The organism is Novosphingobium sp. (genome assembly GCF_036820275.1).
In the GTDB taxonomy this organism is placed as follows: Bacteria; Pseudomonadota; Alphaproteobacteria; order Sphingomonadales; family Sphingomonadaceae; genus Novosphingobium.
In genome coordinates this window covers 43704-68330 of the sequence record NZ_DAISLT010000002.1, presented here as the reverse complement: position 1 = coordinate 68330, position 24627 = coordinate 43704, and the positions used below count along the sequence as shown (strand labels likewise).

The following is a 24627-nucleotide window of genomic DNA, read 5'->3' as shown; positions in this document are numbered from 1 at the left end:
CAATCGGCACCCCCGCAAAAGATCGGTGGAAGCGGTGAAGAGAGGCTTTTTCCACCCACTTACCATTACGTCAAGGTGGTTTTCGTGGCCTTTGGGGCACGATTTCCCTTCATTGATGACTCTCCGCAAGCGGTCCAGAAAGGCCAGATGAAACAGGCTGTCACCATTCTTACCTTCGATACCCCCGGCCGGGGCCTTTCCGATATCACCCGCGAAATCGCCACGTGGCAGCGGGAGACCGGCATCGCGGAAGGCCTGCTCACCCTGCTATGCCGCCACACGTCCGCCTCGCTGCTGATCCAGGAAAACGCCGCGCGCGAAGTGCGCAGCGACCTGCTCGACTGGCTGGACCGGCTCGCGCCGGAAAGCCATTGCTACGCCCATGACGACGAAGGCCCGGACGACATGCCCGCGCATCTCAAGGCGACGCTGACCGGCGTGAATCTGTCGATTCCGGTGATCGGCGGCCGTCTGGCGCTCGGCACCTGGCAGGGCATCTATCTGGCCGAGCACCGCCGCATGGCGCACCGGCGGCAGGTAGCCCTGCATCTTCTCGGCGCCTGATCCACACCCGACCTGCGGCGATTTTGCCGCACCGGCCGAAGTCGCGGCGGATTTGCCGCACAGAGCCATTGCATCCGCCCCGGCGATGCCTATCCACGCTGTCAGGTCGTTATTCGGAGAGTTTGCAGTGCCCTTCCCCGCAGTCCTGCGTGAGTCCGCCCTTTGATCTCCGCTCTCGACCTGTTCCGCATCGGCCTCGGCCCTTCGAGTTCGCACACGGTGGGGCCGATGCGAATCGCCGCGCGCTTTCTCCAGATTCTGGACGACTCCGGACAATTCGACCGGATCGCCCGCGTTCTCGTCGAACTGCAAGGCTCGCTGGCCCTGACCGGCGAAGGCCACGGCACGCCCGACGCCTGCCTCATGGGCCTGATCGGCTTCCAGCCGGAAACCGCAGACCCCGGCGAAGCGCACGCCGCCGCCGCCCAGGTCCGCGCTTCCGGGCGAATCGCGCTGCTCGGCCGCCGCGAGATCGCCTTCGATCCCAAGACCGACCTCGTGCTCGACTTCGATCATATCCCGGATCTCCATCCCAACGGCATGGTCCTGACCGCCTTCGACGCCGAGGGCGGCGAAATCGCCCGGCACGAATATTTCTCGACCGGCGGTGGCTTCTTCTCCAGCCGCCACCAGCTCGAACAGCCTGCGCCCGACGATCAGGTCACGCATGGCCCGCCCGTCGCCTGGCCTTTCGGATCGGGCGCGCAGCTGCTGGAAGTCTGCGCGACAAGCGGCCTCGACATCGCCGGAGTCATGCTCGCCAACGAGGCGGCACGGCGGCCGGAGGAGGAGACTTCCGCCGGACTGGACGCGATCGCCGACGCCATGAACCAGTGCATCGACAGCGGCCTCGAACGCGAGGGCCTGCTGCCGGGCGCACTCAAGGTGCGCCGCCGCGCCCGCGCCATCCACCAGAACCTGATCTCGCGCCCGCAGGACAACCAGGCCGAGACCCTGATGGACTGGCTCAACCTCTACGCCATGGCGGTGAACGAGGAGAACGCCAGCGGCGGCCGTGTCGTCACCGCGCCCACCAACGGCGCGGCGGGCATCGTGCCCTCGCTGCTGCGGCAATATTGCAGCGAGGGGCGCCAGGCGATTCCCGCCAAGGCCCGCCGCTACCTGCTGACCGCCGCCGGGATCGGCCTGCTCTACAAGCAGCGCGCCTCGATCTCGGGCGCGGAGATGGGCTGCCAGGGCGAAGTGGGCGTGGCCTGCTCGATGGCGGCAGCGGGCCTCGCGGCGGTATGGGGCGGCACGCCCGAGCAAGTCTGCGCGGCGGCGGAGATCGGCATGGAGCACAATCTCGGCCTGACCTGCGACCCCGTCGGCGGGCTGGTGCAGATACCCTGCATCGAACGCAATGCCATCGCCTCGGTCAAGGCGGTCAACGCCGCCAAGCTGGCCCTCCACGCGGGCGAGACCCCGCGCGTCTCGCTCGATCAGGTGATCGAGACGATGCGCCAGACCGGGCTCGACATGTCCAGCAAGTACAAGGAAACCAGCCAAGGCGGCCTCGCCATCAACGTGGTCGCCTGCTGAGGAGCGAAGTCCGCTTCGAAAATCTGTTCGCGTTCACCGAAACTTCAGCCGCGCCCGTGCTTTGCTCCCCGGACAGCGGGTGCGACGCTGTGGCCGCATGGCCGTCTGAATTTCGAATTCAAGGACAGGAACAATGAAGAAGACCGCCACCCTGCTTTCCGCTCTCGCACTCGCCGCGCTCGTTCCCGCCGGGGCCGCCCTCGCCCAGCAACACCCGGGCACCTCGCATACCGGCGCTTCGCACACGGGTGCTCACAAGCCCGCGGTCGTAAAGAAGACGACCGTGCGCAAGACCACGGTCAAGAAGACCGCGCACAAGAAGGTCACCTGCCGCTATGTCGTGCAGCACGGCCGCAAGGTGAAGGTCTGCAAGTAAGGCTTTCCCGGCCCCTGCTCACGCGGGGGCCGGAAACAGCAGCGTTCGCCGTCAGGCGGTGAGCGCCAGCCGGGCTTCCTCGTCGCGCACGACGCGCGGCTGGTCCGGCCAGATGCCGCGAGTATCGTAGACCAGCTTTTTCGCGCGTTCCGCCAGCGGCACCACGCGGAACACGTCATGATCGACGAGCACGATCAGGATCTCACAGGTCTCCAGCGCATCGTCGATGTCGATCTGCACTGCCCCGGTATCGGTGAACTCGATCGGAAGCTGCGCCGCATAAGGCTCCACCACATGGATGCGGCTGCCGAACTTGCGGGCGAGACGGCTGGCAACGAAGCGCGCCGGGCTCTCGCGGAAATCATCGATGTTGGCCTTGAACGCGAGGCCGAGGCAGGCGACTTTCGCCTCCGGATCGGCCTCCACCAGCGCTTCGGCGCGGGCGATGACATGGCTCATCTTGCGGTCGTTGACGCCGCGCGCGGTGCGGATCAGCGGAGTTTCCTCCGGCGCGCCGTGGACGATGAACCAGGGGTCGACGGCGATGCAGTGCCCGCCCACCCCCGGTCCCGGCGTCAGGATATTGACGCGCGGATGGCGGTTGGCGAGGCGGATCACTTCCCACACGTCCAGCCCCATGCGGTCCGCCACCATCGACAGTTCGTTGGCGAAGGCGATGTTGACATCGCGATAGGCGTTCTCGACCAGCTTGGTCATTTCGGCCGAGCGGGCGTCGGTCGTCACGCATTCGCCGCGCACGAAGCGCTTGTAGAAGGCCAGAGCCTTGCGGGCGCAGCGCGGGGTGATACCGCCGATCGAGCGGTCGTTGTTGGTCAGTTCCTCAAGGATGCGGCCGGGCAGCACGCGCTCGGGGCAATAGGCGATCGAGACGTCGGGCGTATCGCGGGTGAGACCGGGAATCTTCAGGTCCGGCCGCAGTTCGGCGATGAGGTCGCGAAGCTGTTCGGTGGTGCCGACCGGCGAGGTCGACTCGAGGATCACCACGTCGCCCGCCTTGAGCACGGCGGCTACAGAACGGCCCGCAGCCAGCACGTAGGAGATGTCCGGCGCGTGTTCGCCGCCCTCGCCCTTTTCGAACGGCGTCGGCACCGCGATCACGAAGATGTCGGCCGGAGCGATCTGCGTCGAGGCCGAAAGCAGCCCGCGCGAAACGACGCCCTGCACGAGGCCGTCGAGATCGACTTCCTCGATATGAATCTCGCCCCGGTTGATGGTGTCGACGACGCTTTGCGAAACGTCGAGACCCAGCACCCTGCAACCGGCGCGGGCGATCACGGCGGCGGTGGGCAGGCCAATATAGCCCAGCCCCACGACGCAGACGTCAGGCTTGGTGTCGGATTTCATGCGCAAGCAACTCCACGATTCGGCGCGATGTCTGCCCGTCCCCGAAAGGATTGTGGGCGCGCGCCATGGCCTCGTAGGCCTCTCTATCATCCAGCAAGGTTGATATTTCGGAAACAATCTTCTCGGCAGAGGTTCCGACCAGCTTCGCGGTGCCGGCGGCGACGCCCTCGGGCCGCTCGGTGGTCTCGCGCATGACCAGCACCGGCTTGCCGAGCGCCGGGGCTTCCTCCTGCACGCCGCCCGAATCGGTCAGCATGATCTCGGCGATCGCCAGCAAACGGGCGAAGTGCGGATAGTCCAGCGGCTCGATCAGGGCGACATTGTCCAGCCCGGACAGGCGCTCGTTCATCACCTTGCGCACGTTGGGGTTGAGATGGACCGGGAAGATCACCGCGGTGTCGCTCCGCTCGGCGATCGTGCGGATGGCCGTGGCGATCTGCTCCATGCCCTCGCCGAAGTTCTCGCGCCGGTGGCTGGTGACGCCAATGATCCGCTTACCCGCGAAACGCGCCTCAAGCTCGGCCAGCCCGGCGGCGAGCGAAGGCTCCCGCTCGATTTCGGCCGTGACCCAGTGCAGCGCATCGATCACGGTATTGCCGGTGACATGGACGCGCGCGGGATCGACGTTCTCGTTCACCAGAGCGTTGCGCGAGGTTTCGGTGGGCGCGAAGTGCAGGCTGGCCATGCCGCCGATGATCTTGCGATTCACTTCCTCAGGCCAGGGGTGGTAAATATTGCCCGAACGCAGCCCGGCCTCGACGTGATCGACCGGCAGCTTGCGATAATAGGCCGCCAGCGCGCCCGCCATGGCGGTGGCCGTATCGCCCTGCACGATCACCCGGTCCGGCCTTGCGGCATCCATCACCTTGCCCAGCCCGGTGAGCAGGTTGGCAGTCAGCGCGTCGAGCGTCTGGTCCGGCTGCATCACGTCGAGATCGTGATCCGGCACGATCCCGGCGATCTCCAGCACCTGATCGAGCATCTGGCGATGCTGCGCCGAGACGCAGACCACGCATTCGAAGCGCGGATCGGCTTTCAGCGCATGGATCACGGGAAACAGCTTGATCGCTTCCGGGCGCGTGCCGAAGACGACGAGAATGCGGGCCGGAGTGCTACTGGTCGGAGCGGTCATGCGGGCCGACATAGCAGCCTGAGAGTAAGAGCGAAGTTAAAAGCGCGATCGTTGGTGACAAGGCGTGTCAGGGGGCTTGCCCGCGCTCTTTCCATCGGCAATCACCGCAGCCATGTCTATTCTCAGCGACAAGTGGATCCGCGAGCAGGCGCTCGAACACGGCATGATCGAGCCTTTCGTCGAGGCCCAGCGCCGTGACGGCTGCATTTCCTACGGCCTCTCGTCCTACGGCTATGACGCCCGTGTCGCGCGGGAGTTCAAGATCTTCACCAATGTCGATTCGGCAGTGGTCGATCCCAAGGATTTCGCCAGCAACTCCTTCGTGGACCGCGAAACCGACGTCTGCGTGATCCCGCCCAATTCCTTCGCACTGGCCCGCACGGTCGAGTATTTTCGCGTGCCCCGCGACGTTTTGGTCATCTGTCTCGGCAAGAGCACTTATGCCCGCTGCGGCATCATCGTGAACGTCACCCCGCTGGAGCCGGGCTGGGAAGGCCACGTCACGCTGGAATTCTCCAACACGACGCCGCTGCCCGCCAAGATCTATGCCAACGAAGGCGCCTGCCAGTTCCTGTTCCTCAAAGGGAACGAGCCTTGCGAGACGAGCTATGCGGATCGTGCGGGCAAGTACATGGGCCAGCTCGGCGTCACCTTGCCCAAGCTTTAAGGAACAATTCCCCGATACGTCCGCTTCTCCCGGCATGAAAGCCATGTCGGGAGAGAAGACATGTCCAAGATCGCAGCCATTGTCGGGCGATTCCTGATCGCCCTGATCTTCGTGATTTCCGGCGCCTCCAAGCTGATGGACGTCGCCTCTACCGAGACCATGATCGTTGCCACCGGCCTGCCGGGCGGTCTTGCGATCCCGACCGGCCTGTTCGAACTGATCGCCGGTCTTTGCCTTGCGGCCGGTTTCATGGTGCGGCTGATATCGGTGCTGCTCATAGGGTTCGTCGCCGCCACGATCCTGTTCTTCCACAACAAGTTCACCGATCCGATGCAGCAGATCATGGCGCTAAAGAACGTCGCGATCATCGGCGGCCTGTGCCTTGCCTTCGCGCATAGCCAAATGTGGAGCCACTACTACGCCATCGCCCGCGAACGCCGCGGCGAAGTGGAAGCGCGCAATGCCGAGGACCGCATTCGCGACGCCGAACTGCGCGCCGCCCGCGCGGAGGCCCGTGCCGATGCCATTGCCGAGGAACGGACTACACCGGCTTATGTCGAAACGGCGCCCGGCACCGTCGTCACCCATGACGGCATCCCGGCCCTCCGCCGCCAGCGCAGATGGTTCGACTGGTAAGCGGTTTCGCCGCCGATCCTCCCCAGCGAGGATCGGCGGCCAGCCGGGAACCGACGACAAACCCCTAAAATCGCACCGGCGCCAGTTGACCCGGCCACGATTTTCCGTAAAGCGGCCTCCACCAAGCCACCTCACACGGTGGGCTTAGGGCGGTTAGCTCAGTTGGTAGAGCATCTCGTTTACACCGAGAGGGTCGGGGGTTCGAGCCCCTCACCGCCCACCATTTCCTCACAGCATCAAGCTCCCGGACCCGTCGTTGCGCGGGACAATGGACATTCGTCCGTTTGAACCGCCTGACGGGACGAACGGCGATTCGTCGCCGCGCATTCTCGCGCCGTGACACCTTTGCATCACTTCTGCCGTTAAATGGCCTCGCCGGACCGCTGCAAACACCCGCTTCTACGCGGTTTTCCGTGGTTTACAGGACTTTCATCTCAATACGATATTTCGTATACTATATTTGACAATGAAGGAAATGTGACGCAAGGTCGGCGTAATCAAAAGGGAGTTACGCCCATGAGGGGTCATCATAAGAAACTTTATTGCGCAGCTGCACTGGTCGCGATCGTCGCGGGCACGGCGCAGGCTCAGGAAAGCGACAGCGGCGTCGCCAGCGACATCGTCGTCACCGGCACCCGCATCAAGCGGCCGGATCTGAACAGCAACAGCCCGCAGACCGTCGTCGGATCGGACGAGTTCCGCTACCAGGGCGCGACCACCGTCGAACAGGTCCTGAACCGCCTTCCGCAGTTCACCGCCGACGCCAACGAGAACGTCTCGAACGGCTCCGACGGCACCTCCAAGATCAACTTGCGCAACCTCGGCTCGAACCGCGTGCTGACCCTGCTCGACGGGCAGCGCCTGATGCCCTCGCAGGCAATCAACCTCACCTTCATTCCCAGTTCGCTGGTCGAGCGCGTCGACGTGCTTTCGGGCGGCGCTTCGGCCGTCTACGGTTCGGACGCCCTTTCCGGCGTCGTGAACTTCGTCCTCAAGAAGGACCTCGACGGCGTCCGCATCGACGCCCAGACCGGCTTCTCGCAGCACAACAACAACAACGGCTCGATCCGTGCCCTTCAGCGCGCCTCGGGCTACGACACGGCCCCCTCCTCGGTCATCGACGGCGGTAAGCAGGACGTGACCATCGCGGCGGGCAAGAACTTCGCCGACGGCCGCGGCAACATCACCGTCTACGGCGGCTATCGCAAGTTCAGCCCGGTCCGCCAGTCCAGCCGCGACGTCTCCGCCTGCGCCCTGCAGGATCGCGAATCCGTGGCCGGCTCCGGCAATTTCGACCAGCTGTTCTGCGGCGGTTCGAGCAACACGCCCTACGGCTCGTTCATCCCGCTCTCGAACCTCAGCCCCTACAAGGGCCAGACCCTGATCAACAACGGCAGCGGCACGCTGGTGCCTTACGATCCTTCGTATGCCTACAACACCTCGCCGGACAACTACTTCCAGCGCTCCGACGAGCGTTACACGGCGGGCGGTTTCGCACGCTTCGAGATCAGCAAGGCCGCCGAACTCTACGGCAGCTTCATGTACATGAAGGACCAGACCTTCTCGCAGGTCGCGCCTTCGGCGGTCTGGTTCGGCACGGCGTTCGACGTATCGTGCAACAACCCTTACGCCAATGCATCCCAGCTTGCAGCCATCTGCGGCTCGGCAGCAGGCACTGACACCACGGCCCCCACGAACGTCGGCTATCGCGTGGTCGGCCAGCCGCGCCGCGACAACCTGCGCTTCAACGACTACCGCTACTCGGCAGGCGTGCGCGGCGATATCGGCAGCGGCTTCAGCTACGACGTCAACTACATGTATTCGCTGGTCAAGTTCAAGGAAACCTACCTGAACGACGTGAACCAGGCGAAGGCCGGTCTCGCGCTCAATGCCGTCAACGTCAACGGCGTGCCGACCTGCCGCTCGGTCATCGACGGTACCGACCCGAACTGCATTCCGATCAACGTCTTCACGCCCGGCGGCGTGACGGCGGACCAGGCCGCCTACATCTTCGGCCAAAGCAACACCGCCTCGCGCAACTCGCTCAGCGTGTTCTCCGGATCGCTGAGCGGTGACCTCGGCCAGATGGGCGTAACCCTGCCCTGGGCCGAAAAGGGCGTCGGCATCGCGCTGGGCCTCGAACGCCGCCGCGAAACGCTGAACTTCACGGCCGACGAAGTCGCGCAGCAGAACGGCACCCTGCCTTCCGACGGCATCATCGCCGTGACCGAGGCCTTCGGCGAAATCGAAATCCCGCTGATCGAGAACAAGCCGTTCTTCAAATCGCTGACGATCAACGGCGGCCTGCGTTACTCGTCCTACGACAACAAGCAGAACTCGACCGGCATCAAGTCGGGCTACAATGTCTGGACCTACAAGGGCGAACTGTCCTGGGCCCCGATCGACGACCTGCGCGTCCGCGCCAGCTACAACCACGCCATCCGCGCGCCCAACGTGGGTGAACTGTTCGCCTCGCAGGCGGTCGGCAACGTCAACGGCACCGATCCCTGCGCCGGTGCCAACCCCAGCGCGTCGTTCGAGATCTGCCAGGCCACCGGCGTGACGCAGGCCATGTACGGCAGCATCCCGAACTGCCCGTCCGACCAGTGCTCCGGCCTTGGCGGCGGCAACATCGCGCTCAAGCCCGAAACCGCCGACACTTATACCCTCGGCGTCGTCATCACCCCGAAGGCGCTGCGCCGCTTCTCGGTTTCGGTCGATTACTACAACATCAAGGTGAAGGACTACATCGGCTCGATCGCGCCTTCGCTGATCATGGGCCAGTGCGCCGAAACGGGTGATCCGTACTTCTGCGGCCTGTTCGTCCGCGATCCGCGTTCGGGCCAGGTCTTCGGCCAGAACTCGGGCTACATCATCTCCACGACGATGAACACGGGCTACCTCAAGACCTCGGGTCTCGACGTCAATGCGGACTACACCTTCGACATCGGCAACCTCGGCAGCATCAACCTGGGCCTTGTCGGCACCTACCTGATCGAACAGGTCGCCCAGCCGGTTCCCGGCGGCGGTTCCTACGATTGCAAGGGCCTGTTCGGTTACACCTGCGGCCAGCCGACCCCCGAATGGCGCCACGTCGCGCGTCTCTCGTGGATGGCTCCGACCGACACCACCGTCTCGCTGTCCTGGCGCCACATCGGCGGCACCAAGCTGTCGAGCCTGACCGACAACCCGCTGCTGTCGGCGGACCGCACGGTCGTGAACCGCAAGATCAGCGCCTACAACTACTTCGACCTGTCGCTCACCCAGGCGATCGACAAGCGCTTCACCCTGCGCGCAGGCGTGAACAACATGTTCGACAAGGATCCGCCGATCCTCGACTCGGGCCTGTTGCAGAACTTCGGCAACGGCAACACCTATCCGGGCGTCTACGACGCGCTGGGCCGCACGATCTTCGTCGGCTTCACCGCCAACTTCTAACGGCTTGGATTTCTGATCCAGGAGGAACGGCGGCCTCTTCCACCCATCCTGGGGGCCGTCATTCAGGAAAGCCCGTCCGGTCGCGAGACCGGGCGGGCTTTTTCCGTTCAGGCGTCCGTTGCGGCGCGGATCATGCCGAAGCCGTAGAGCAGATGTTCGAGCTGTCCGTCCGGAACGGGCGGGAAGGTCAGCGTCTCGCCGCCATCACGGATGGTCCCGATCCCGGCGGCGACCTGTTCCAGCGACCAGTCGTTGCGGAAGGCGCCCTCGTTCTCGACGATCTTCGCGCGCGCGAGACGGCCGCCCATGGCAACGAACATCTCTCCCGAAGCCTCGCAGCTTTCGTGGCAGAGATAGCCGACCATCGGCGCCACCTGCTCCGGCTCCATCGGCGGGAACTGGCTGGTGTCGATCCCTTCCGACATGCGGGTGACGGCGGCGGGCACGATCAGGTTGGATTTCACGTTGGCATGCTGGCCCTCGATCGCCGCGGTGTTGGACAGGCCCATGAACCCCGCCTTGCACATCGCGTAAGTCACATTGTCCGACTTGCCGTAGAGCCCGTTGATCGAACTGGTCAGCACGATGCGGCCATAGCCTTGCGCCATCATGTGCGGGAACGCCTCGCGCACGACATGGTAGGCGCCCTTCAGGTGGACATCGAGGACGGCGGTGAAATCCTCATAGGCCAGATCGGTCAGCCTGCCGCGCCGCACGTTGCCAGCCGAGTGGATCAGGATATCGATCCGCCCGAAGGCATCGAGCGCGGCCTGGATGATGGCCTTGCCGCCTTCCGGCGTGGCGACGCTGTCGGTGTTGGCGACCGCCTCGCCACCCAAGGCTCGGATCTCGGCGGCCAGCGCTTCGGCGGGGCCTTCGTCGGTGGCGTCACCCGCCATCGAAACGCCGGGATCGTTGACCACGATCCTGCAGCCCCGGCTCGCGAGCAGCAGCGCATGGGCCCGGCCCAGCCCGCGCCCGCCGCCAGTGATCACGGCGACACGGTTATCGAAACGCAAGTCGGCCATCTGGAAATCCTCTCAAGTTCTTTCCGCAAGCCTTGCCCGATGCATCGGCTCAGGCAACCACTCCGGCACCGCGCAACTGCGCAATTCGCTCCGGCGAAAGATCGAGCACGTCTTCCAGAATGAAATCGGTGTGCTCGCCCAGCACCGGCGGCGCGGTCGGCACCGGCTGGGGAGCGTCGGTGAAGCGGATCGGACGGCCCACGATAGGGATCCGTCCCAGCGTCTTGTGCTGCGTTTCCACCACCATCTCGCGCTCCACCGCCTGCGGCTGCGTCAGCGCTTCGGATATGCCGAGGATCGGTGCGTGCGGCACTTCGTGCGCGGTGAAGATGGCGACCAGTTCGTCCACCGTGTACCGCTCTGTGAAAGCGGAAACGATGGCGTTCACTTCGGCCCGCGCATCGCGGCGCTTTTCCAGCGTGTCATAGCGCGGATCCTCGATCAGTTCGGGCCGTTCGATGGAGCGGCAGATCCGGCTCCAGAACCCCGGCGTCAGGCAGGCGACGACGATCGAGCCTTCGCGCGCCGGGAAAATGCCATAGGGGACGAGGTTGGGATGCTGCGATCCCACCCGGCTCGGATCGGTGCCGTTGAAGAACGCGAGCTGCGCGATGTAGCCGAGCATGCCGATCAGCCCGTCCATCAGGCTGACATCGATATGCCGCCCCACGCCCGTTCGCTCACGCTCGTAAAGCGCCGAGAGGATGCCGATCGGTCCGTTGATTCCGCCCACCAGATCGCCCAGCGGGATACCCAGCTTGGTCGGCAGTCCATCCGGCTCCCCGTTCATGGAGAGTGCGCCGGACATCGCCTGAAGCACGATGTCGAAACTGGGCCGGTCCTTCAGCGGCCCGGTCTGGCCATAGCCCGAGATCGAGCAGTAGATGAGGCGCGGATTGATCGCCGAGATCGCCTCGTAGCCCAGGCCCAGCCGGTCCATCACACCGGGGCGGTAGTTCTCCACCAGCACGTCGCACTTCGCCGCCAGATCGCGGACGAGCGCCAGCCCTTCCTCGCTCTTCAGGTCGACGACGATGGACTTCTTGCCGCGATTGACCGCGAGGTAATAGTGGCTCTCCCCGTCGCGCACCGGCGGGAACGTGCGTGTCTCGTCCCCGGTGCCGGGCGGTTCGATCTTGAACACCTCCGCCCCCATGTCCGCCAACGCGAGACTGGCGGCGGGACCGGCAAGGACGCGGGTGAAATCGATCACCCGCACGCCGGCAAGCGGGCCGGGCCATTCGGAGGTCATGTGGCTCTCTCTTGCTGCAAGCGGCTCGCTCCGATGCTGCGCCATGCCGCCTTTGCGCACAAGCTGGGCCGTCAGAGGAGCGCGGGGACGATGCGCCCGCACTCCTCCACCGGATCAGCCCTTGCTGGGCAGTTCCGCGACGGCGGTGCCGAAGGCCGAAAGTTCGCCGCGATGGGTGGTCGCCTTCTGCGCCACTTCGACGAACTTCTTGCCGCCTTCCTCGAACTTGCGCGTCACTTCGCCGGTGATGATGATGGCATCACCATCCGGGTTGTGGCGGCGGATCTGGCAGTCGGACTTGGTGAGGAAGCCATCGTCGCCGATCCAGTCGGTCATGTGGTGCGTCAGCCACGAGCAGCGCTCCGGACCGTAGTCGTAAGCGCCCGGCGCACCGACTTCGAGAGCGAAGGCTTCGTCCCAATGCACGCGCTCGGGGCAGTCCGGCACGTTGAAGCGGTTGCGGATGCCCAGGCCCGGGTGGGCCTTCTGCATCTTGTAGGCCAGCTTGTTGGCGCGGATGTAGAGACCGCCCCAGCCCTGCGCGTAGCAGATGAAGCCGGTGACGGTCATCGGGCCCTTCATCATCGGCGGCAGCTTGTCGCCTACATTCACGTCCTCGAAGTAACGCGGGGTGGCGCCTCGGATCTCTTCCTGGTCGTAGATGTCGTAGAATTCGTCCAGCTGTTCCTGCGTGAACGGCTCCACGCGGCCGCGCGCTTCGGTGTACTTGGTGCCACGCTCGCGCGCCTCGTCACGGTCGGTGCGGAACACCCACGAATCCGCCCCGGCAACCTGCTCGCCGTTCTGGTTGTAGAAGTCGACGTGGTAGATCTGCTGGAACGAACGACCGGCGAACTTGGTCTGGTGCTCGACCAGATCCTTCAGGTAGGCCACCGTGGTGATGGTGTCGCCCCGCAGCACCGGCTTGTTCCAGGTCCAGTCCGCACCCGCCCACATGGCGTGCACGCCCGAAAGGCCGCCGCAGTAACCCGAGACGATGCGGCTGGTGGTGAACAGGAACGAAGGCAGCGCGACGACCGAGCCGTACTTCGTCTTCGCGGCATATTCCGGGTCGCACCACAGCGGATTGTCGTCGCCGATGCCGTGGGCATAGTGGCGGATCGCGTCGCGGGTGGCCTCGTAGTTCCACGGCTCGACGGTGTTCTCGATCTTCACGCCGATGCGGGCGCGCAGATCGTCGAGACCGGCCTCGGTGATCTTGGGGAACTTGGTGGTAGGCTCTGCTGTGGTTGCCATTTCGGTACTCTCCTGAATTTTCTGGCCTGAATTTTTTGGCCTGGATCCGTTGGATAGGGTTCAGCCGACCGCTTCAGCAGCTTTCGCCGCCTCGCGATCGCGCAGCATCTTGCGGTGGACCTTGCCCGCCGGGTTCTTGGGAAGCTCGTCCACGAACTCCACAAGGCGCGGGAATTCGTGCTGGGCCAGGCGTTCGCGGGTGAAGTCCTGAAGCTCCTTGACGAAGGCATCGTCGCCCGCGCGGTTGGCGACGACGAAGGCCTTCACCACTTGCCCGCGCTGTTCGTCCGGCACGCCGATCACGCCGCATTCGAGGACGTTCTCATGACGCAGCATAGTGTTCTCGATCTCGACCGCGGACATCGTCCAGCCAGCCGAGATGATCACGTCATCCGCGCGGCCGCAGTGGTAGAAGTAGCCTTCCTCATCGATCTTCGCGCGGTCCTTGGTGGTCATCCACCCGCCGCCCCGCCAGAGCATAAGCTCGCCGATCTCGCCGGGAGCGGTGGGCGTGCCATCGGGGCGCTGCACTTCCAGCTTCTGCCCCGGAACCGCCTTGCCCAGCGAGCCGGGCTTCACGGTGAAGTCGTTCGCGCCGGGGTAGTTCACCAGCACCACGCCGATCTCGGTGGTGCCGTACATCGAACAGACCGGCACCTTGAACGCGCGGTCGATGAACTCCAGCGTCGCCGGATCGATCGGCTCGCCGGTGTAGGACAGCTTGCGGAAGTGGAACGCAAAGTCCCCCGCCGCGCCGCTGTTCTTCATAATCCGGTAGTGCGTCGCCGCCGCCGACATATTGGTGATGCCGTAGTCGTCCAGCGCCTTCATCAGCCGCACCGGATCGAAGCGCCCGGCGAAAGTGCCCGTGGTGACGCCAAGCCCCAGCGGCGCCAGCGTGCCGTGCCACAGGCCATGGCCCCACGCAGGCGAGGACGGGCAGAAGAACTCATCCCCCGGTCGAATCCCGGTGCCATAGAGCGCCGCGAACATCAGCGTGACCAGCGCCTTGTGCGTATGCTTCACCGCCTCCGGCAGTTCGCGCGTGGTGCCGCTGGTGTACTGGAACACGGCGAGGTCGCTGGCCCTGGTCTTCGGCTCGTACGTCGCGGGGAACTTCGCGATCTCGTCCAGCAGGCCATCGTCGGCGACGATCACGCGCAGTCCGTTCTCGGCCGTCACCGCCCCGCGCGCGAGCTCCGCCTTCTCCGCATTGGTGATCAGGATCGCGGGCTTGCAGTCGTCGATCCGCAGCTTCAGGGCATCGGGGCCGAACAGCGTGAACAGCGGCACCGAGATCGCGCCGGTCTGCATCGCCCCGAACAGGCAGACGTAGAACGGCAGCGACGGTTCGAGCATGAAGGCGATGCGCTCGCCCGGCTTCACACCCTCCGCATCCAGCCAATGCGCGAACCGCGCGGCACCGGCGGCGATCAGATCGAAGCTGAGGATTTCATCCCGGCCGTCGGCATGGGCGATACGCACCGCCGCCCGCCCAGAGCCATCAGCATGGCGGGTCACGCATTCGTGGGCGATGTTGAGCACGTCGCGGTCGCCGTCGAACAGCTCCCACAGCGCGGCCGACGAGGCGTGTGCCTGCGCATCGGCATAGCTTGTCAGTTCGGTCAGCCTAACCATCGCTCATCCCACTCCACCCCGACACGACTCAGCGCGTCGACCATTTGTCCTTGTGTTCAACAAATGTGATGGGGCAGGCTTGTTTTGTAAATATTGAATGTTATTCTACATATTGAACAATGAGCCAGATTGTCCCTCTCGAAGACGCCGTGCGCGCCAGCAAGGCCCCCGCCATCGCCCGGGCGGCGGCAGTGCTGCGCCTGCTCGGCAAGCGCGGAACGCCGATGGGGGTGCAGGCCATCGCCCGCGAACTGAACCTCGTCCCCAGCACCTGTCTCTACGTCTTGCGGGCGCTGGTTACCGAGGATCTCGTGGCTTTCGACGCGGACACCAAGCGTTATGCCCTCGATGCGGGGGTGTTGACGCTTGCCCGTGCCTGGTTGCGGCGGGACCAGTTCAACGACCTTGCCCAGCCGATCCTCGATCGTGTGGCCCGTGAATTCGGACTGACCACGCTGGGCGTCCAGATCTTCGGGCTGGACCACATCATCGTCACCGCGATGTCTCAGTCCGGACAGAACTTTCAGCTCTCGACGCAAGTCGGCAGTCGCTTCCCCGCGCTGGTTTCCGCCACCGGGCGCTGCATCGCCGCGTTCGGCGATCACGACATCGCGGACCTCAAACCCCGTTTCGACACCCTGCGCTGGGACGAGGCGCCGTCATGGCCGGACTGGTGCGCCCAAGTGGCGGAGGCGCGCGAGAGCGGTGTGGCCGTCGACGCCGGGCACTATATCGCCGGGGTCACGGTCATCGCCGCCCCGGTCTGGAAGACGGGCCGCGAGCCGGGCCGCACGCCCAGTCATGCCCTCGTTGCCATCGGCATCGGCGCGGCCCTGCGCAGCGATCTGACCAGCCTGAAGACCGTGCTCGCCTCGTCCGCCCGTTCGCTGAGCGAGCAGCTCGCGAACTAGAGCCTGCCCAGTTGCCGGCGCAGGCTGTCCAGGAATGCGCTCTCCCGTGCCGCTCCGGCATGGAGCAACCCCACTTCGCGCACGAGTTCGAAATCCCGCACCGGAACGAAGCGCAGCGAACCATCCGCGAAACCTTCCGGCATCATGCCGACCCCGGCGCCGCTGCGAATCACCGAGAGGACACGTTCGTCACTGGTGGTCTTGAGCACGAAGCGAGGGCGGACGCCGCGCTGGGTGAAGAAGCGGTTGATCTCGGGCAGCGCCTCGCAATGGCGGCGCAAGGCCATGCGATCCTGCGCCAGCTGTTCGGCAAGCACCTCGCGCTCTCCGGCCAGGGGATGATCGGGCGGCAGGACCATCATGTAGCGCTCGCGGGACAGCACTTCGGGCCGATAGCGGGCGTGGTGCGGCCGCACGACGGTCAGCGCCGCGTCGATCCGGCCGCGTTCCAGCCGTTCGGTAAGATCGCGCTCGCTGCCGTCGAGCAGTTCCAGCGCCTCGCCCGAACGCGCGTGATGCTCAGCCAGAGCGCGGCCGATCAGGGAAGTGGGAATGGTGTTCAGCACGCCCACGCGCAGCAGGCTGGGCTCGGCAGGCTCGGCCAGTTCGACCAGGGCGTGCTCGTATTCGGCGGCGATCCGTCGCGCGCGGATGAGGAAGCGGCTGCCCGCCGGAGTCAGGGCAACGCGCTGGCGATCCCTGTCGAACAGCCGCGCGCCCAGTTCGCGCTCCAGCTTGGCGATTCCCGCCGAAAGCGTCGGCTGGGTGACCGCTACGCTGCGCGCCGCGCGGCTGAAATTGCCGGTTTCGGCCACCGCAAGGAAATAGCGCAGCAGATATTGGTCGATCATAGACACGATCTATTACGAAGCGCGGAAACTTTCAATTTCCGCTGAGGCTTGCGCTTGTCTACATAGGCAGGACAAATCATTCGAACTTGGGAAGAGGCCGAAACGGCCGGACCGGAGAAACAAGCATGAGCGCACCGGTGCTCCAGAGCAGCCTGAATCCCGACAGTCCCGAAGCGCAGGCGCGCGATCGCCACAACCGGGCGCTCGTGGCCGAACTGCACGAGAGAGTCGCCAGGGCTGCGCTCGGCGGAAACGAAAAATCCCGCGAACGTCATGTCGCGCGCGGCAAGCTGCTGCCGCGCGAACGGGTTGAGCGGCTGCTCGATCCCGGTTCGCCGCTGTTGGAACTGGGCCAACTCGCGGCCGAGGGCCTCTACGAGGACGACATTCCCGGCGCGGGCCTGATCACCGCCATCGGCACCGTGTCCGGCCGCCAGTGCATGATCGTCTGCAACGATGCCACCGTGAAAGGCGGCACCTATTACCCGATCACCGTGAAGAAGCACGTCCGCGCGCAGGAGATCGCCCAGGAGAACAACCTCCCGTGCATCTATCTGGTCGACAGCGGCGGCGCCAACCTGCCGCATCAGGCCGAAGTCTTCCCGGACCGCGATCACTTCGGCCGCATCTTCTTCAACCAGGCGCAAATGTCCGCGAAGGGCATCCCGCAAGTGGCCTGCGTCATGGGAAGCTGCACCGCCGGCGGCGCCTATGTCCCGGCGATGAGCGACGAATCGGTGATCGTGAAGGAACAGGGCACGATCTTCCTTGCCGGGCCGCCGCTGGTGCAGGCCGCAACCGGCGAAGTGATCTCGGCCGAAGACCTCGGCGGCGGCGATCTCCACAGCCGCAAGTCCGGCGTGACCGACCATCTTGCCGACAACGACGAGCACGCGCTGACCATCGTGCGCGATATCGTCAGCCACCTCGGCCCGCTGCATCACCACGACCAGCCGCTGCGCGCGCCCCGCCCGCCCAAGTACGATCCCGAGGAACTCTACGCGATCGTGCCGGAGGACGTGCGCGCACCCTACGATGTGCATGAGGTGATCGCCCGCATCGTCGACGGCAGCGAGTTCCACGAATTCAAGGCCCTCTACGGCAGCACGCTGGTCTGCGGTTTTGCGCATATCCACGGGCAGCCGGTGGCGATCCTCGCCAACAACGGCGTGCTGTTCTCCGAGAGCGCGCAGAAGGGTGCGCACTTCATCGAACTGGCCTGCCAGCGCCGCATTCCGCTGCTGTTCCTCCAGAACATCTCCGGCTTCATGGTCGGCGGCAAGTACGAGGCGGAAGGCATCGCCAAGCATGGCGCCAAGCTCGTCACCGCCGTCGCCACCGCCACGGTGCCCAAGATCACCGTGCTGATCGGCGGCTCGTTCGGCGCGGGCAACTACGGCATGTGCGGGCGCGCCTACGACCCGCGCTTCCTGTTCACCTGGCCCAATGCCCGCATCTCGGTGATGGGCGGCGAGCAGGCCGCCTCGGTGCTGGCCACCGTCCACCGCGACGCTGCCAAGTGGTCGCCCGAGGAGGCAGAAGCCTTCAAGGCGCCGATCCGCCAGAAATACGAGGACGAGGGCAACCCCTACTACGCCACCGCGCGTCTGTGGGACGACGGCGTGATCGACCCGGCACAGACCCGCGACGTACTGGGCCTTGCGCTGGCGGCCTGCCTCGAAGCGCCGATTCCGGAGGCACCCCGCTTCGGGGTGTTCCGGATGTGAGCGGAAAAAGCCTATTCCTCCCCCACCGGGGGAGGGGGACCATCCGAAGGATGGTGGAGGGGCACGGGCAAGCTCTCCCGACCTCTCGCTCTCCCCTCGCAAACCTCCACAATCCGGGCAACCGCTGCGCAGATATCCCGCAGCACGATCCTGGCGGGAACCCGCAAGGTCGCCACCCTCTGCGAGCGCAGAAAGTGCGACCGAGCAGCGTCCCGTTGAATCACGCACCCCGAGTCATGCGCAAAGCCATCCACCTCGATCGCCAACCGCGCCGCCGCGCAGTAGAAATCGAGCACGTAGACACCTGCCGGATGCTGCCTGCGGAACTTGAAACCGCCCGGTCGCAGCCGCAGTTCGCGCCAGAGCAGACCTTCGGGCAAGGTCATTTCGCTGCGCAGCTTGCGGGCGAGTTTGAGCGTGCCTCTCGGTCCGGTGATCATGGCCTGTGCCCCTCCACCATGCTTCGCATGGTCCCCCTCCCCGTTTCGGGGAGGAACTGCGCGAATGGGAGTTAAATCAATGATAGGTTCCCTCCTTATCGCCAATCGCGGCGAGATCGCCTGCCGCGTCATCCGCACCGCCCGCCAGATGGGCATCCGCACCGTCGCGGTCTATTCCGATGCGGACGCCGATGCCCTGCATGTGCGCGAGGCGGACGAGGCGGTGCATATCGGCCCCTCGGCCGTGCGCGAATCCTACCTCGTTGGCGAAAAGATCATCGCCGCCGCCAGGCAGACAGGCGCCGAGGCAATCCACCCCGGCTATGGCTTCCTGTCCGAGAACGCCGCCTTCGCGCAGGCGGTGATGGACGCCGGGCTGGTCTGGGTCGGACCGAACCCGTCCTCGATCACCGCAATGGGCCTCAAGGACGCCGCCAAGACGCTGATGGCCGAGGCCGGGGTTCCGGTAACGCCGGGCTACATGGGCGAGAATCAGGAGCCTGTCTTCCTGGCCGATGAAGCCGAGAAGATCGGCTATCCCGTGCTCATCAAGGCCGTTGCAGGCGGCGGCGGCAAGGGCATGCGGCTGGTCGAAGCGCCCGAGGCTTTCGTGGACGCGCTGGCATCGTGCAAGCGCGAGGCGGCCTCCTCGTTCGGCAACGACCATGTGCTGATCGAGAAGTACATCGCCAGCCCGCGCCACATCGAAGTGCAGGTCTTCGGCGACAGCCACGGCAATGTCGTGCACCTGTTCGAGCGCGACTGCTCGCTCCAGCGCCGCCACCAGAAGGTGATCGAGGAAGCCCCCGCGCCCGGCATGGATCCCGCCACGCGCGAGGCGCTTTGTGCTGCGGCGGTGCGTGCGGCCAAGGCGGTCGATTACATCGGTGCGGGCACCATCGAGTTCATCGCCGATGGCTCGGGCCAGCTCTCCGCAGACCGCATCTGGTTCATGGAAATGAACACCCGCCTCCAGGTCGAGCATCCGGTGACCGAGGAGATCACCGGCGTCGATCTGGTCGAATGGCAGCTGCTGGTGGCGAGCGGCGGGAAATTGCCGAAGTCGCAGGAAGACCTCACGATCGACGGCTGGGCGATGGAAGCGCGTCTCTATGCCGAGGACCCGGCCAAAGGCTTCCTGCCCAGCATCGGCAAGCTCGAACTGCTGGAATTCGGTGACGCGGAAGGCGGCCGCATCGATACCGGTGTATACGAAGGCGCGGAAGTATCGCCCTTCTACGACCCGATGATCGCCAAAGTAATCGCCTGGGGCGAAGACCGCGATGAAGCGCGGGAACGGCTGGGCGAGATGCTGGAAGACACTGCCGTCTGGCCGGTGCGCACCAATGCCTCGTTCCTTGTGAAGGCTCTCCAGCACCCCGACTTCGCGGCGGGCAAAGTCGATACCGGCCTGATCGGCCGCGACGGCGAGGCCATGGCCGAAGCCCCCATGCCTTCCGACGAAGTGCTGGAGGCCGCCGCCAATTCGCTCGTGCCCATCACCCCGCTTGCCGGTTTCCGTCTCAATGCGGCACCGGCGCGTGCAGCATGGTTCTCGCTCGACGGCGAGAAAGTGGAAATCGCGCTGACGGGCGAAGGCAGCGAAGAGCCCGACGAAGCCGTGCTCGTCACCGAGCAGGGACAGGCCTGGCTGCTCACCCCCTGGCGCCGCGACGGCGTGCATGGCGGCACGGATGCCTCGGGCGCGATTCTGGCGCCGATGCCCGGCAAGGTCATCGCGGTCGAGGTTTCGGCAGGACAGGCGGTCACGAAAGGGCAGAAGCTGCTAACGCTCGAAGCCATGAAGATGGAACACACCCTCACCGCTCCGTTCGACGGCGTCGTGGCCGAACTCGATGCCGTGGCCGGGGCGCAGGTCCAGGTCGATGCGCTGCTGGCCCGAATCGAGGAAGTCATCGAGGAAGCTCCCGCATGAGCGACGAACTGGTGATGCGCCGCGCACGCGAAGACGATCTTCCCGCCATCGTCGTCATGCTGGCGCAGGACCAGATCGGCCATGCCGACGATCCCGGCCCGCCGCTCGATCCAGCCTATCTCGAAGCCTTTCGCGCCATCGACGGGTCACCGGACCAGCTGCTGATGGTCGCGGAGTTCGAGGGGCGGATCGTCGGCACGTTGCAGCTAACCTTCATCCCCGGCCTGCTGATGCACGGTGCCTGGCGCGGCCAGATCGAGGCAGTGCGGATCGACAGTTCGGTACGCGGCCAGGGCCTCGGCTCGCGGATGATCGATTGGGCGGTCGAGCGCTGCCGCGAACGGGGCTGCAAGCTCGTCCAGTTGACCTCGAACAATGCGCGCACCGATGCGCACCGCTTCTACGAACGACTGGGCTGGAGCAAGAGCCATGCCGGCTTCAAGCTCATGCTCGACCAGGGAGACAAGTAATGCCGGGCCGCTTCTTCGACGAATGGACGGTGGGCGACCGGATCACCCACCAGCCGAGCCGCACCGTCACCGAGACCGACAACCTGATGTTCTCGGCGATGACGCACAACATGCAGCCGCTGCACCTCGATGCGGAATTCGCGAAGAAGAGCGAGTTCGGGCAGATTCTGGTCAACTCCACTTTCACCTTCAGCCTCGCCGTGGGCCTGTCGATCGCGGATACGACGGTGGGCACCCTGGTTGCCAATCTCGGCTTCGACAAAGTGGTGACGCCCAAACCGACCTTTATCGGCGATACGCTGACCTGCACCAGCGAAGTGGTCGAAATGCGCGAGAGCAAGTCACGGCCGTCGCAGGGGATCGTGGTGTTCCGGCACGAACTGACCAATCAGCGCGGTGAAGTGGCACTTTCCTGCCTGCGCAGCGTCCTGCTGAAGAAAAAGGACGCCTGACCGGCCCAAGCACGACGGCTACATTCCGCGGGTCTGGGGGATCATCCCCCAGAATCCCCGTTTCCCTTCAAGCCGTCTCCCGCAGCGCCTCCACCAGTCTCGGAACATCGGCCAGCGCGCGCAGGGCGTCGTTGAGATGCGTGCAGCCTTCCGGGCCGCGCAGCATGTCCAGCACATCCTCCCGCACCTGGCCCAAGTTCCGGCCGACCAGCCGCGCAACGTTGTGGACGGCACCGGGGCATTCGCGGAACGGCAGGATGCGCGCTTCGGGTTCGAGGCTCAGCACCTCCAGCGTCTCCGCATCGACGGTCGCCCCGAGGTTGTACTCGTGGATGGCGACGCGGCCGCCTTCGCGCAGCTTCGCGCTGTCCTGAAAGGCCGAAGCGATGCGGATCAGGCCGCCGCCGCATGTTACGTCGATACGGCGAGCGCGGCGGAAGCCGGGACCTTCGTGTTCGAGGAAAGGATGCCAGCCTTCCGGATCGGCCGGATTGCGCAAGTGCCCCGCGTCCGCATCGGCCACGTTTTCCAGCGCCACGCCGCCGGTAACGCCGCTGTTGCCTTCCTGAAGTCCCCAGCAGACGTTGGCGCGCTGCGCCAGCACCGGGTTGTCCTCATTGCCGCCGCCAAGCCGCTTCCTGAGCATTTCCATCCGTTCGGGAAACCACTGCCCCCAAGCGAAGGAGGAAACGAGCGCCGTGCCCGAAAGATCATCGAGCACGAGGTAGAGCGGATCGGCCTTCGCAATCAGTTCGGGCATGATTTCGCGAAGGGTCATGCGCAAATGCCCGCCCGCACGGGCGCCCACGAGTCCGCCGATAGTTGCCGGAGCAGGTTCTGCGGCGATCTCGGTGATGGTCTTGTCCTCGGTCATCCGCAGCGAGAATTCGCCCATGGCCAGCGTACGGCCATGACCGTCCGGCCCGGTCAGATAGTCCCGCGCACGGCCGACGAAGAGGCGCGGACCATCGACGCCATCGGGCCATGCAACGTCTATGCTGGACGTGCGGCGCAGCGAACGGGCAGAGCGCACCGGGGCCGGATTGGCCGTCTGGCGCGGGGGCGGCGGGTAGTGGACCGTCATGGTGGCATCCTGCGTTCTTGTTTTCGTCGGTCAGCCTGACATTTTGGCCAAGGGCTTGCCTAGATGCGGCCTGCGGAAAATGCCCCTCGCGTTCACCAATCGCGCCGGCGCTAGCTGGAACCTCTCGATCGGTCGGCGGTTGCCTCGCTATCCGGTGCTGCATATCTCCACGGCAGCCTGCGCCGCCGCGCGCAAAACGAGCGAGGACCCGCTAGACCATGGCTTTCACCGATTTCCTCCGTCAGCAGTGCTATATCGACGGCCAGTGGTGCGATGCCGATTCCGGTGCCACGTTCGAAGTCACCGATCCCGGCAGCCGCACGGTGCTGGGCACGGTGCCGAAGATGGGCGCGGACGAAACCCGGCGCGCCATCGATGCCGCAGAACGCGCCCTGCCCGCATGGCGCGCCAGGACTGCGGGCGAACGCTCGAAACTGATGCGCAGGCTGTTCGACCTGATGATCGCGCATCAGGACGATCTGGGCGAACTGCTGACCCGCGAGCAGGGCAAGCCGCTGGCCGAAGGGCGCGGCGAGATCGCCTATGGCGCCAGCTTCATCGAATGGTTCGCCGAAGAGGCCAAGCGCGCCTATGGCGACACCATTCCCGGCCATGCCGCCGATCGCCGCATCGTCGTGATCAAGCAGGGCGTCGGGGTCGTCGCCGCGATCACGCCCTGGAACTTCCCCAATGCGATGATTACCCGCAAGCTAGGCCCGGCGCTGGCGGCGGGCTGCACGATCGTCATCAAACCCGCCTCGGCCACGCCCTATTCTGCGCTGGCCATCGCGCATCTCTGCGAACTGGCGGGCATTCCGGCGGGTGTGGTCAATGTCGTCACCGGCAGCGCCGGGCAGATCGGTTCGGCACTGACCGCCAGCCCCAAGGTCGCCAAGCTGACTTTCACCGGCTCCACCGAGATCGGCCGCGACCTGCTGCGCGAGTGCGCCGAGACGATCAAGAAGACCTCGATGGAGCTGGGCGGCAATGCACCGTTCCTGGTGTTCGACGATGCCGACGTGGATGCCGCGATCGACGGCGCGATGATCTCCAAGTTCCGCAACGGCGGCCAGACCTGCGTGTGCACCAATCGCTTCTATGTGCAGGACGGCGTCTATGACGTGTTCGTGGAGAAGCTGGCGAAGCGGGTCTCGGCCATGAAAGTCGGCTACGGCATGGATGCAGGCACCGAAGTCGGCCCGCTGATCGACGAAAAGGCGGTCGAGAAAGTGGAGGAGCATCTTGAGGATGCGCTTGCCGGCGGAGCGAAAGTTCTGGCGGGCGGCCAGCGCAACGAACGCGGCGGTTCGTTCTTCAACCCCACCGTGGTTTCGGGCGTGAAGCCGGGCATGAAGCTGGCGAAGGAAGAGACCTTTGGGCCGCTGGCGGGCGTGATCCGCTTCACCGACGAGGCCGACGCCATCCGCATGGCCAACGATACCGAATTCGGCCTGGCCAGCTACTTCTATGCCAGCGACCTCAGCCGCGTCTGGCGCGTGGCCGAGGCATTGGAGGCGGGCATGGTCGGGATCAACACCGGGCTGATCTCCACCGAAGTTGCGCCGTTCGGCGGGGTCAAGCAGTCCGGCCTCGGCCGCGAGGGATCGCACTACGGCCTCGATGACTACATGGAGGTGAAGTACCTCTGCATGGGCATCAAGCCGGCCTGACGACCTTACAGATGCGAAAAGGGCAGGAGGCCGTCGGCCCCCTGCCCTTTTTCCTGTGCCGACCGTTTCAGTCGAGCACGGTCTTTTCATCCGCCGGATCGGTGTGGAACTCCACCCACACGCCGTTGATGATGCCGAAGCCGACGGCCAGGCCGACGCCGAGTATCCATGTGAAATACCACATTGTCGTT

22 protein-coding genes and 1 tRNA gene are annotated in these 24627 nt (G+C 65.3%); 13 read left to right on the top strand and 10 right to left on the bottom strand.

Features of this window, described 5'->3' with window-relative positions; genetic code table 11:
* Window positions 1-147 precede the first annotated feature (147 nt).
* The 3 genes from V7066_RS01645 to V7066_RS01635 all read left to right on the top strand — a co-directional run bounded on the left by V7066_RS01645 (window position 148) and on the right by V7066_RS01635 (window position 2482).
* Entirely contained in the window at window positions 148-564 is a 417-nt protein-coding gene (locus tag V7066_RS01645) for a secondary thiamine-phosphate synthase enzyme YjbQ (RefSeq protein WP_334181515.1), read from the top strand.
* 162 nt (window positions 565-726) lie between these two features.
* A complete protein-coding gene (locus tag V7066_RS01640; protein ID WP_334181514.1) occupies window positions 727-2106 on the top strand; it encodes an L-serine ammonia-lyase in 1380 nt (459 codons plus the stop codon).
* Window positions 2107-2239: 133 nt separating this feature from the next.
* A complete protein-coding gene (locus V7066_RS01635) occupies window positions 2240-2482 on the top strand; it encodes a hypothetical protein (RefSeq protein WP_334181513.1) in 243 nt (80 codons plus the stop codon).
* 51 nt (window positions 2483-2533) lie between these two features.
* Here the strand turns inward: V7066_RS01635 and wecC are convergent, their stop codons facing one another.
* Window positions 2534-3847 (bottom strand): UDP-N-acetyl-D-mannosamine dehydrogenase, encoded by a 1314-nt coding sequence (wecC, locus tag V7066_RS01630; protein ID WP_334181512.1) that lies wholly within the window; start codon window positions 3845-3847, stop codon window positions 2534-2536.
* Window positions 3825-4979: a non-hydrolyzing UDP-N-acetylglucosamine 2-epimerase gene (wecB, locus tag V7066_RS01625; protein WP_334181511.1), complete on the bottom strand. Its 1155-nt coding sequence runs from the start codon at window positions 4977-4979 to the stop codon at window positions 3825-3827. Before wecB ends, wecC begins: the two co-directional genes overlap by 23 nt.
* Before the next feature lie 112 nt (window positions 4980-5091).
* On the opposite strand from wecB, the gene dcd reads away from it, so the two are divergent.
* From dcd to V7066_RS01605, 4 genes are all read left to right on the top strand, one after another.
* A complete protein-coding gene (gene dcd, locus V7066_RS01620) occupies window positions 5092-5646 on the top strand; it encodes a dCTP deaminase (protein ID WP_334181510.1) in 555 nt (184 codons plus the stop codon).
* A gap of 60 nt (window positions 5647-5706) precedes the next feature.
* On the top strand, window positions 5707-6282 hold the full coding sequence (locus V7066_RS01615) for a DoxX family protein (protein ID WP_334181509.1): 576 nt from the start codon (window positions 5707-5709) through the stop codon (window positions 6280-6282).
* 147 nt (window positions 6283-6429) lie between these two features.
* A tRNA-Val gene (locus V7066_RS01610) sits at window positions 6430-6505 on the top strand.
* Between the two features lie 293 nt (window positions 6506-6798).
* Complete coding sequence (locus V7066_RS01605) at window positions 6799-9720, top strand: TonB-dependent receptor domain-containing protein (RefSeq protein ID WP_334181508.1); 2922 nt, start codon at window positions 6799-6801, stop codon at window positions 9718-9720.
* 107 nt (window positions 9721-9827) lie between these two features.
* On the opposite strand, the gene V7066_RS01600 is transcribed toward V7066_RS01605, so the two are convergent.
* The 4 genes from V7066_RS01600 to V7066_RS01585 form a co-directional block, all read right to left on the bottom strand.
* Window positions 9828-10748 (bottom strand): SDR family NAD(P)-dependent oxidoreductase, encoded by a 921-nt coding sequence (locus V7066_RS01600; protein WP_334181507.1) that lies wholly within the window; start codon window positions 10746-10748, stop codon window positions 9828-9830.
* A gap of 49 nt (window positions 10749-10797) precedes the next feature.
* The gene (locus V7066_RS01595; RefSeq protein WP_334181506.1) at window positions 10798-12000 is read right to left on the bottom strand and encodes a CaiB/BaiF CoA transferase family protein; all 1203 of its coding nucleotides are present in this window, start codon (window positions 11998-12000) and stop codon (window positions 10798-10800) included.
* A gap of 114 nt (window positions 12001-12114) precedes the next feature.
* Complete coding sequence (locus V7066_RS01590; RefSeq protein ID WP_334181505.1) at window positions 12115-13257, bottom strand: FAS1-like dehydratase domain-containing protein; 1143 nt, start codon at window positions 13255-13257, stop codon at window positions 12115-12117.
* Window positions 13258-13317: 60 nt separating this feature from the next.
* Complete coding sequence (locus tag V7066_RS01585; RefSeq protein ID WP_334181504.1) at window positions 13318-14895, bottom strand: acyl-CoA synthetase; 1578 nt, start codon at window positions 14893-14895, stop codon at window positions 13318-13320.
* Window positions 14896-15014: 119 nt separating this feature from the next.
* On the opposite strand from V7066_RS01585, the gene V7066_RS01580 reads away from it, so the two are divergent.
* On the top strand, window positions 15015-15806 hold the full coding sequence (locus V7066_RS01580; protein ID WP_334181503.1) for an IclR family transcriptional regulator: 792 nt from the start codon (window positions 15015-15017) through the stop codon (window positions 15804-15806).
* Here the strand turns inward: V7066_RS01580 and V7066_RS01575 are convergent.
* Window positions 15803-16657, bottom strand: a complete 855-nt coding sequence (locus V7066_RS01575) for a LysR family transcriptional regulator (protein ID WP_334181502.1) — start codon at window positions 16655-16657, stop codon at window positions 15803-15805. The genes V7066_RS01580 and V7066_RS01575 overlap by 4 nt on opposite strands.
* 125 nt (window positions 16658-16782) lie before the next feature.
* On the opposite strand from V7066_RS01575, the gene V7066_RS01570 reads away from it, so the two are divergent.
* Entirely contained in the window at window positions 16783-18384 is a 1602-nt protein-coding gene (locus tag V7066_RS01570) for a carboxyl transferase domain-containing protein (protein WP_334181501.1), read from the top strand.
* A gap of 11 nt (window positions 18385-18395) precedes the next feature.
* Here V7066_RS01570 and V7066_RS01565 read toward each other — a convergent pair whose 3' ends face one another.
* On the bottom strand, window positions 18396-18824 hold the full coding sequence (locus V7066_RS01565) for an endonuclease domain-containing protein (RefSeq protein WP_334181500.1): 429 nt from the start codon (window positions 18822-18824) through the stop codon (window positions 18396-18398).
* Window positions 18825-18903: 79 nt separating this feature from the next.
* Between V7066_RS01565 and V7066_RS01560 the strand changes: the two genes are divergently transcribed.
* From V7066_RS01560 to V7066_RS01550, 3 genes are read left to right on the top strand one after another with little or no spacing between them, the layout of a single operon-like run.
* Window positions 18904-20760 carry an acetyl/propionyl/methylcrotonyl-CoA carboxylase subunit alpha gene (locus V7066_RS01560; RefSeq protein WP_334181499.1) on the top strand — a complete coding sequence of 619 codons (1857 nt, stop codon included), beginning with the start codon at window positions 18904-18906 and terminating at the stop codon, window positions 20758-20760.
* Window positions 20757-21230 (top strand): GNAT family N-acetyltransferase, encoded by a 474-nt coding sequence (locus V7066_RS01555; RefSeq protein ID WP_334181498.1) that lies wholly within the window; start codon window positions 20757-20759, stop codon window positions 21228-21230. Before V7066_RS01560 ends, V7066_RS01555 begins: the two co-directional genes overlap by 4 nt.
* Window positions 21230-21682 carry a MaoC family dehydratase gene (locus tag V7066_RS01550; protein WP_334181497.1) on the top strand — a complete coding sequence of 151 codons (453 nt, stop codon included), beginning with the start codon at window positions 21230-21232 and terminating at the stop codon, window positions 21680-21682. The genes V7066_RS01555 and V7066_RS01550 overlap by 1 nt, the downstream gene beginning before the upstream one ends.
* A 67-nt stretch (window positions 21683-21749) precedes the next feature.
* On the opposite strand, the gene V7066_RS01545 is transcribed toward V7066_RS01550, so the two are convergent.
* Window positions 21750-22766 (bottom strand): DUF2889 domain-containing protein, encoded by a 1017-nt coding sequence (locus V7066_RS01545; protein WP_334181496.1) that lies wholly within the window; start codon window positions 22764-22766, stop codon window positions 21750-21752.
* A 218-nt stretch (window positions 22767-22984) separates the two neighbouring features.
* Between V7066_RS01545 and V7066_RS01540 the strand changes: the two genes are divergently transcribed.
* Complete coding sequence (locus V7066_RS01540; protein WP_334181495.1) at window positions 22985-24436, top strand: NAD-dependent succinate-semialdehyde dehydrogenase; 1452 nt, start codon at window positions 22985-22987, stop codon at window positions 24434-24436.
* Between the two features lie 67 nt (window positions 24437-24503).
* Here the strand turns inward: V7066_RS01540 and cydX are convergent, their stop codons facing one another.
* Window positions 24504-24620: a cytochrome bd-I oxidase subunit CydX gene (gene cydX / locus V7066_RS01535; protein WP_147220632.1), complete on the bottom strand. Its 117-nt coding sequence runs from the start codon at window positions 24618-24620 to the stop codon at window positions 24504-24506.
* Window positions 24621-24627 lie beyond the last annotated feature (7 nt).

What these genes read in the sequence shown, in the direction of transcription:
- V7066_RS01645 (WP_334181515.1), top strand. Translation starts at nt 148, where the DNA reads ATGAAACAGGCTGTCACCATTCTTACCTTCGATACCCCCGGCCGGGGC.
- V7066_RS01635 (WP_334181513.1), top strand. Translation starts at nt 2,240, where the DNA reads ATGAAGAAGACCGCCACCCTGCTTTCCGCTCTCGCACTCGCCGCGCTC.
- wecC (WP_334181512.1), bottom strand. Translation starts at nt 3,847, where the DNA reads ATGAAATCCGACACCAAGCCTGACGTCTGCGTCGTGGGGCTGGGCTAT.
- wecB (WP_334181511.1), bottom strand. Translation starts at nt 4,979, where the DNA reads ATGACCGCTCCGACCAGTAGCACTCCGGCCCGCATTCTCGTCGTCTTC.
- dcd (WP_334181510.1), top strand. Translation starts at nt 5,092, where the DNA reads ATGTCTATTCTCAGCGACAAGTGGATCCGCGAGCAGGCGCTCGAACAC.
- V7066_RS01615 (WP_334181509.1), top strand. Translation starts at nt 5,707, where the DNA reads ATGTCCAAGATCGCAGCCATTGTCGGGCGATTCCTGATCGCCCTGATC.
- V7066_RS01605 (WP_334181508.1), top strand. Translation starts at nt 6,799, where the DNA reads ATGAGGGGTCATCATAAGAAACTTTATTGCGCAGCTGCACTGGTCGCG.
- V7066_RS01600 (WP_334181507.1), bottom strand. Translation starts at nt 10,748, where the DNA reads ATGGCCGACTTGCGTTTCGATAACCGTGTCGCCGTGATCACTGGCGGC.
- V7066_RS01595 (WP_334181506.1), bottom strand. Translation starts at nt 12,000, where the DNA reads ATGACCTCCGAATGGCCCGGCCCGCTTGCCGGCGTGCGGGTGATCGAT.
- V7066_RS01590 (WP_334181505.1), bottom strand. Translation starts at nt 13,257, where the DNA reads ATGGCAACCACAGCAGAGCCTACCACCAAGTTCCCCAAGATCACCGAG.
- V7066_RS01585 (WP_334181504.1), bottom strand. Translation starts at nt 14,895, where the DNA reads ATGGTTAGGCTGACCGAACTGACAAGCTATGCCGATGCGCAGGCACAC.
- V7066_RS01580 (WP_334181503.1), top strand. Translation starts at nt 15,015, where the DNA reads ATGAGCCAGATTGTCCCTCTCGAAGACGCCGTGCGCGCCAGCAAGGCC.
- V7066_RS01575 (WP_334181502.1), bottom strand. Translation starts at nt 16,657, where the DNA reads ATGATCGACCAATATCTGCTGCGCTATTTCCTTGCGGTGGCCGAAACC.
- V7066_RS01570 (WP_334181501.1), top strand. Translation starts at nt 16,783, where the DNA reads ATGAGCGCACCGGTGCTCCAGAGCAGCCTGAATCCCGACAGTCCCGAA.
- V7066_RS01565 (WP_334181500.1), bottom strand. Translation starts at nt 18,824, where the DNA reads ATGATCACCGGACCGAGAGGCACGCTCAAACTCGCCCGCAAGCTGCGC.
- V7066_RS01560 (WP_334181499.1), top strand. Translation starts at nt 18,904, where the DNA reads ATGATAGGTTCCCTCCTTATCGCCAATCGCGGCGAGATCGCCTGCCGC.
- V7066_RS01555 (WP_334181498.1), top strand. Translation starts at nt 20,757, where the DNA reads ATGAGCGACGAACTGGTGATGCGCCGCGCACGCGAAGACGATCTTCCC.
- V7066_RS01550 (WP_334181497.1), top strand. Translation starts at nt 21,230, where the DNA reads ATGCCGGGCCGCTTCTTCGACGAATGGACGGTGGGCGACCGGATCACC.
- V7066_RS01545 (WP_334181496.1), bottom strand. Translation starts at nt 22,766, where the DNA reads ATGACGGTCCACTACCCGCCGCCCCCGCGCCAGACGGCCAATCCGGCC.
- V7066_RS01540 (WP_334181495.1), top strand. Translation starts at nt 22,985, where the DNA reads ATGGCTTTCACCGATTTCCTCCGTCAGCAGTGCTATATCGACGGCCAG.
- cydX (WP_147220632.1), bottom strand. Translation starts at nt 24,620, where the DNA reads ATGTGGTATTTCACATGGATACTCGGCGTCGGCCTGGCCGTCGGCTTC.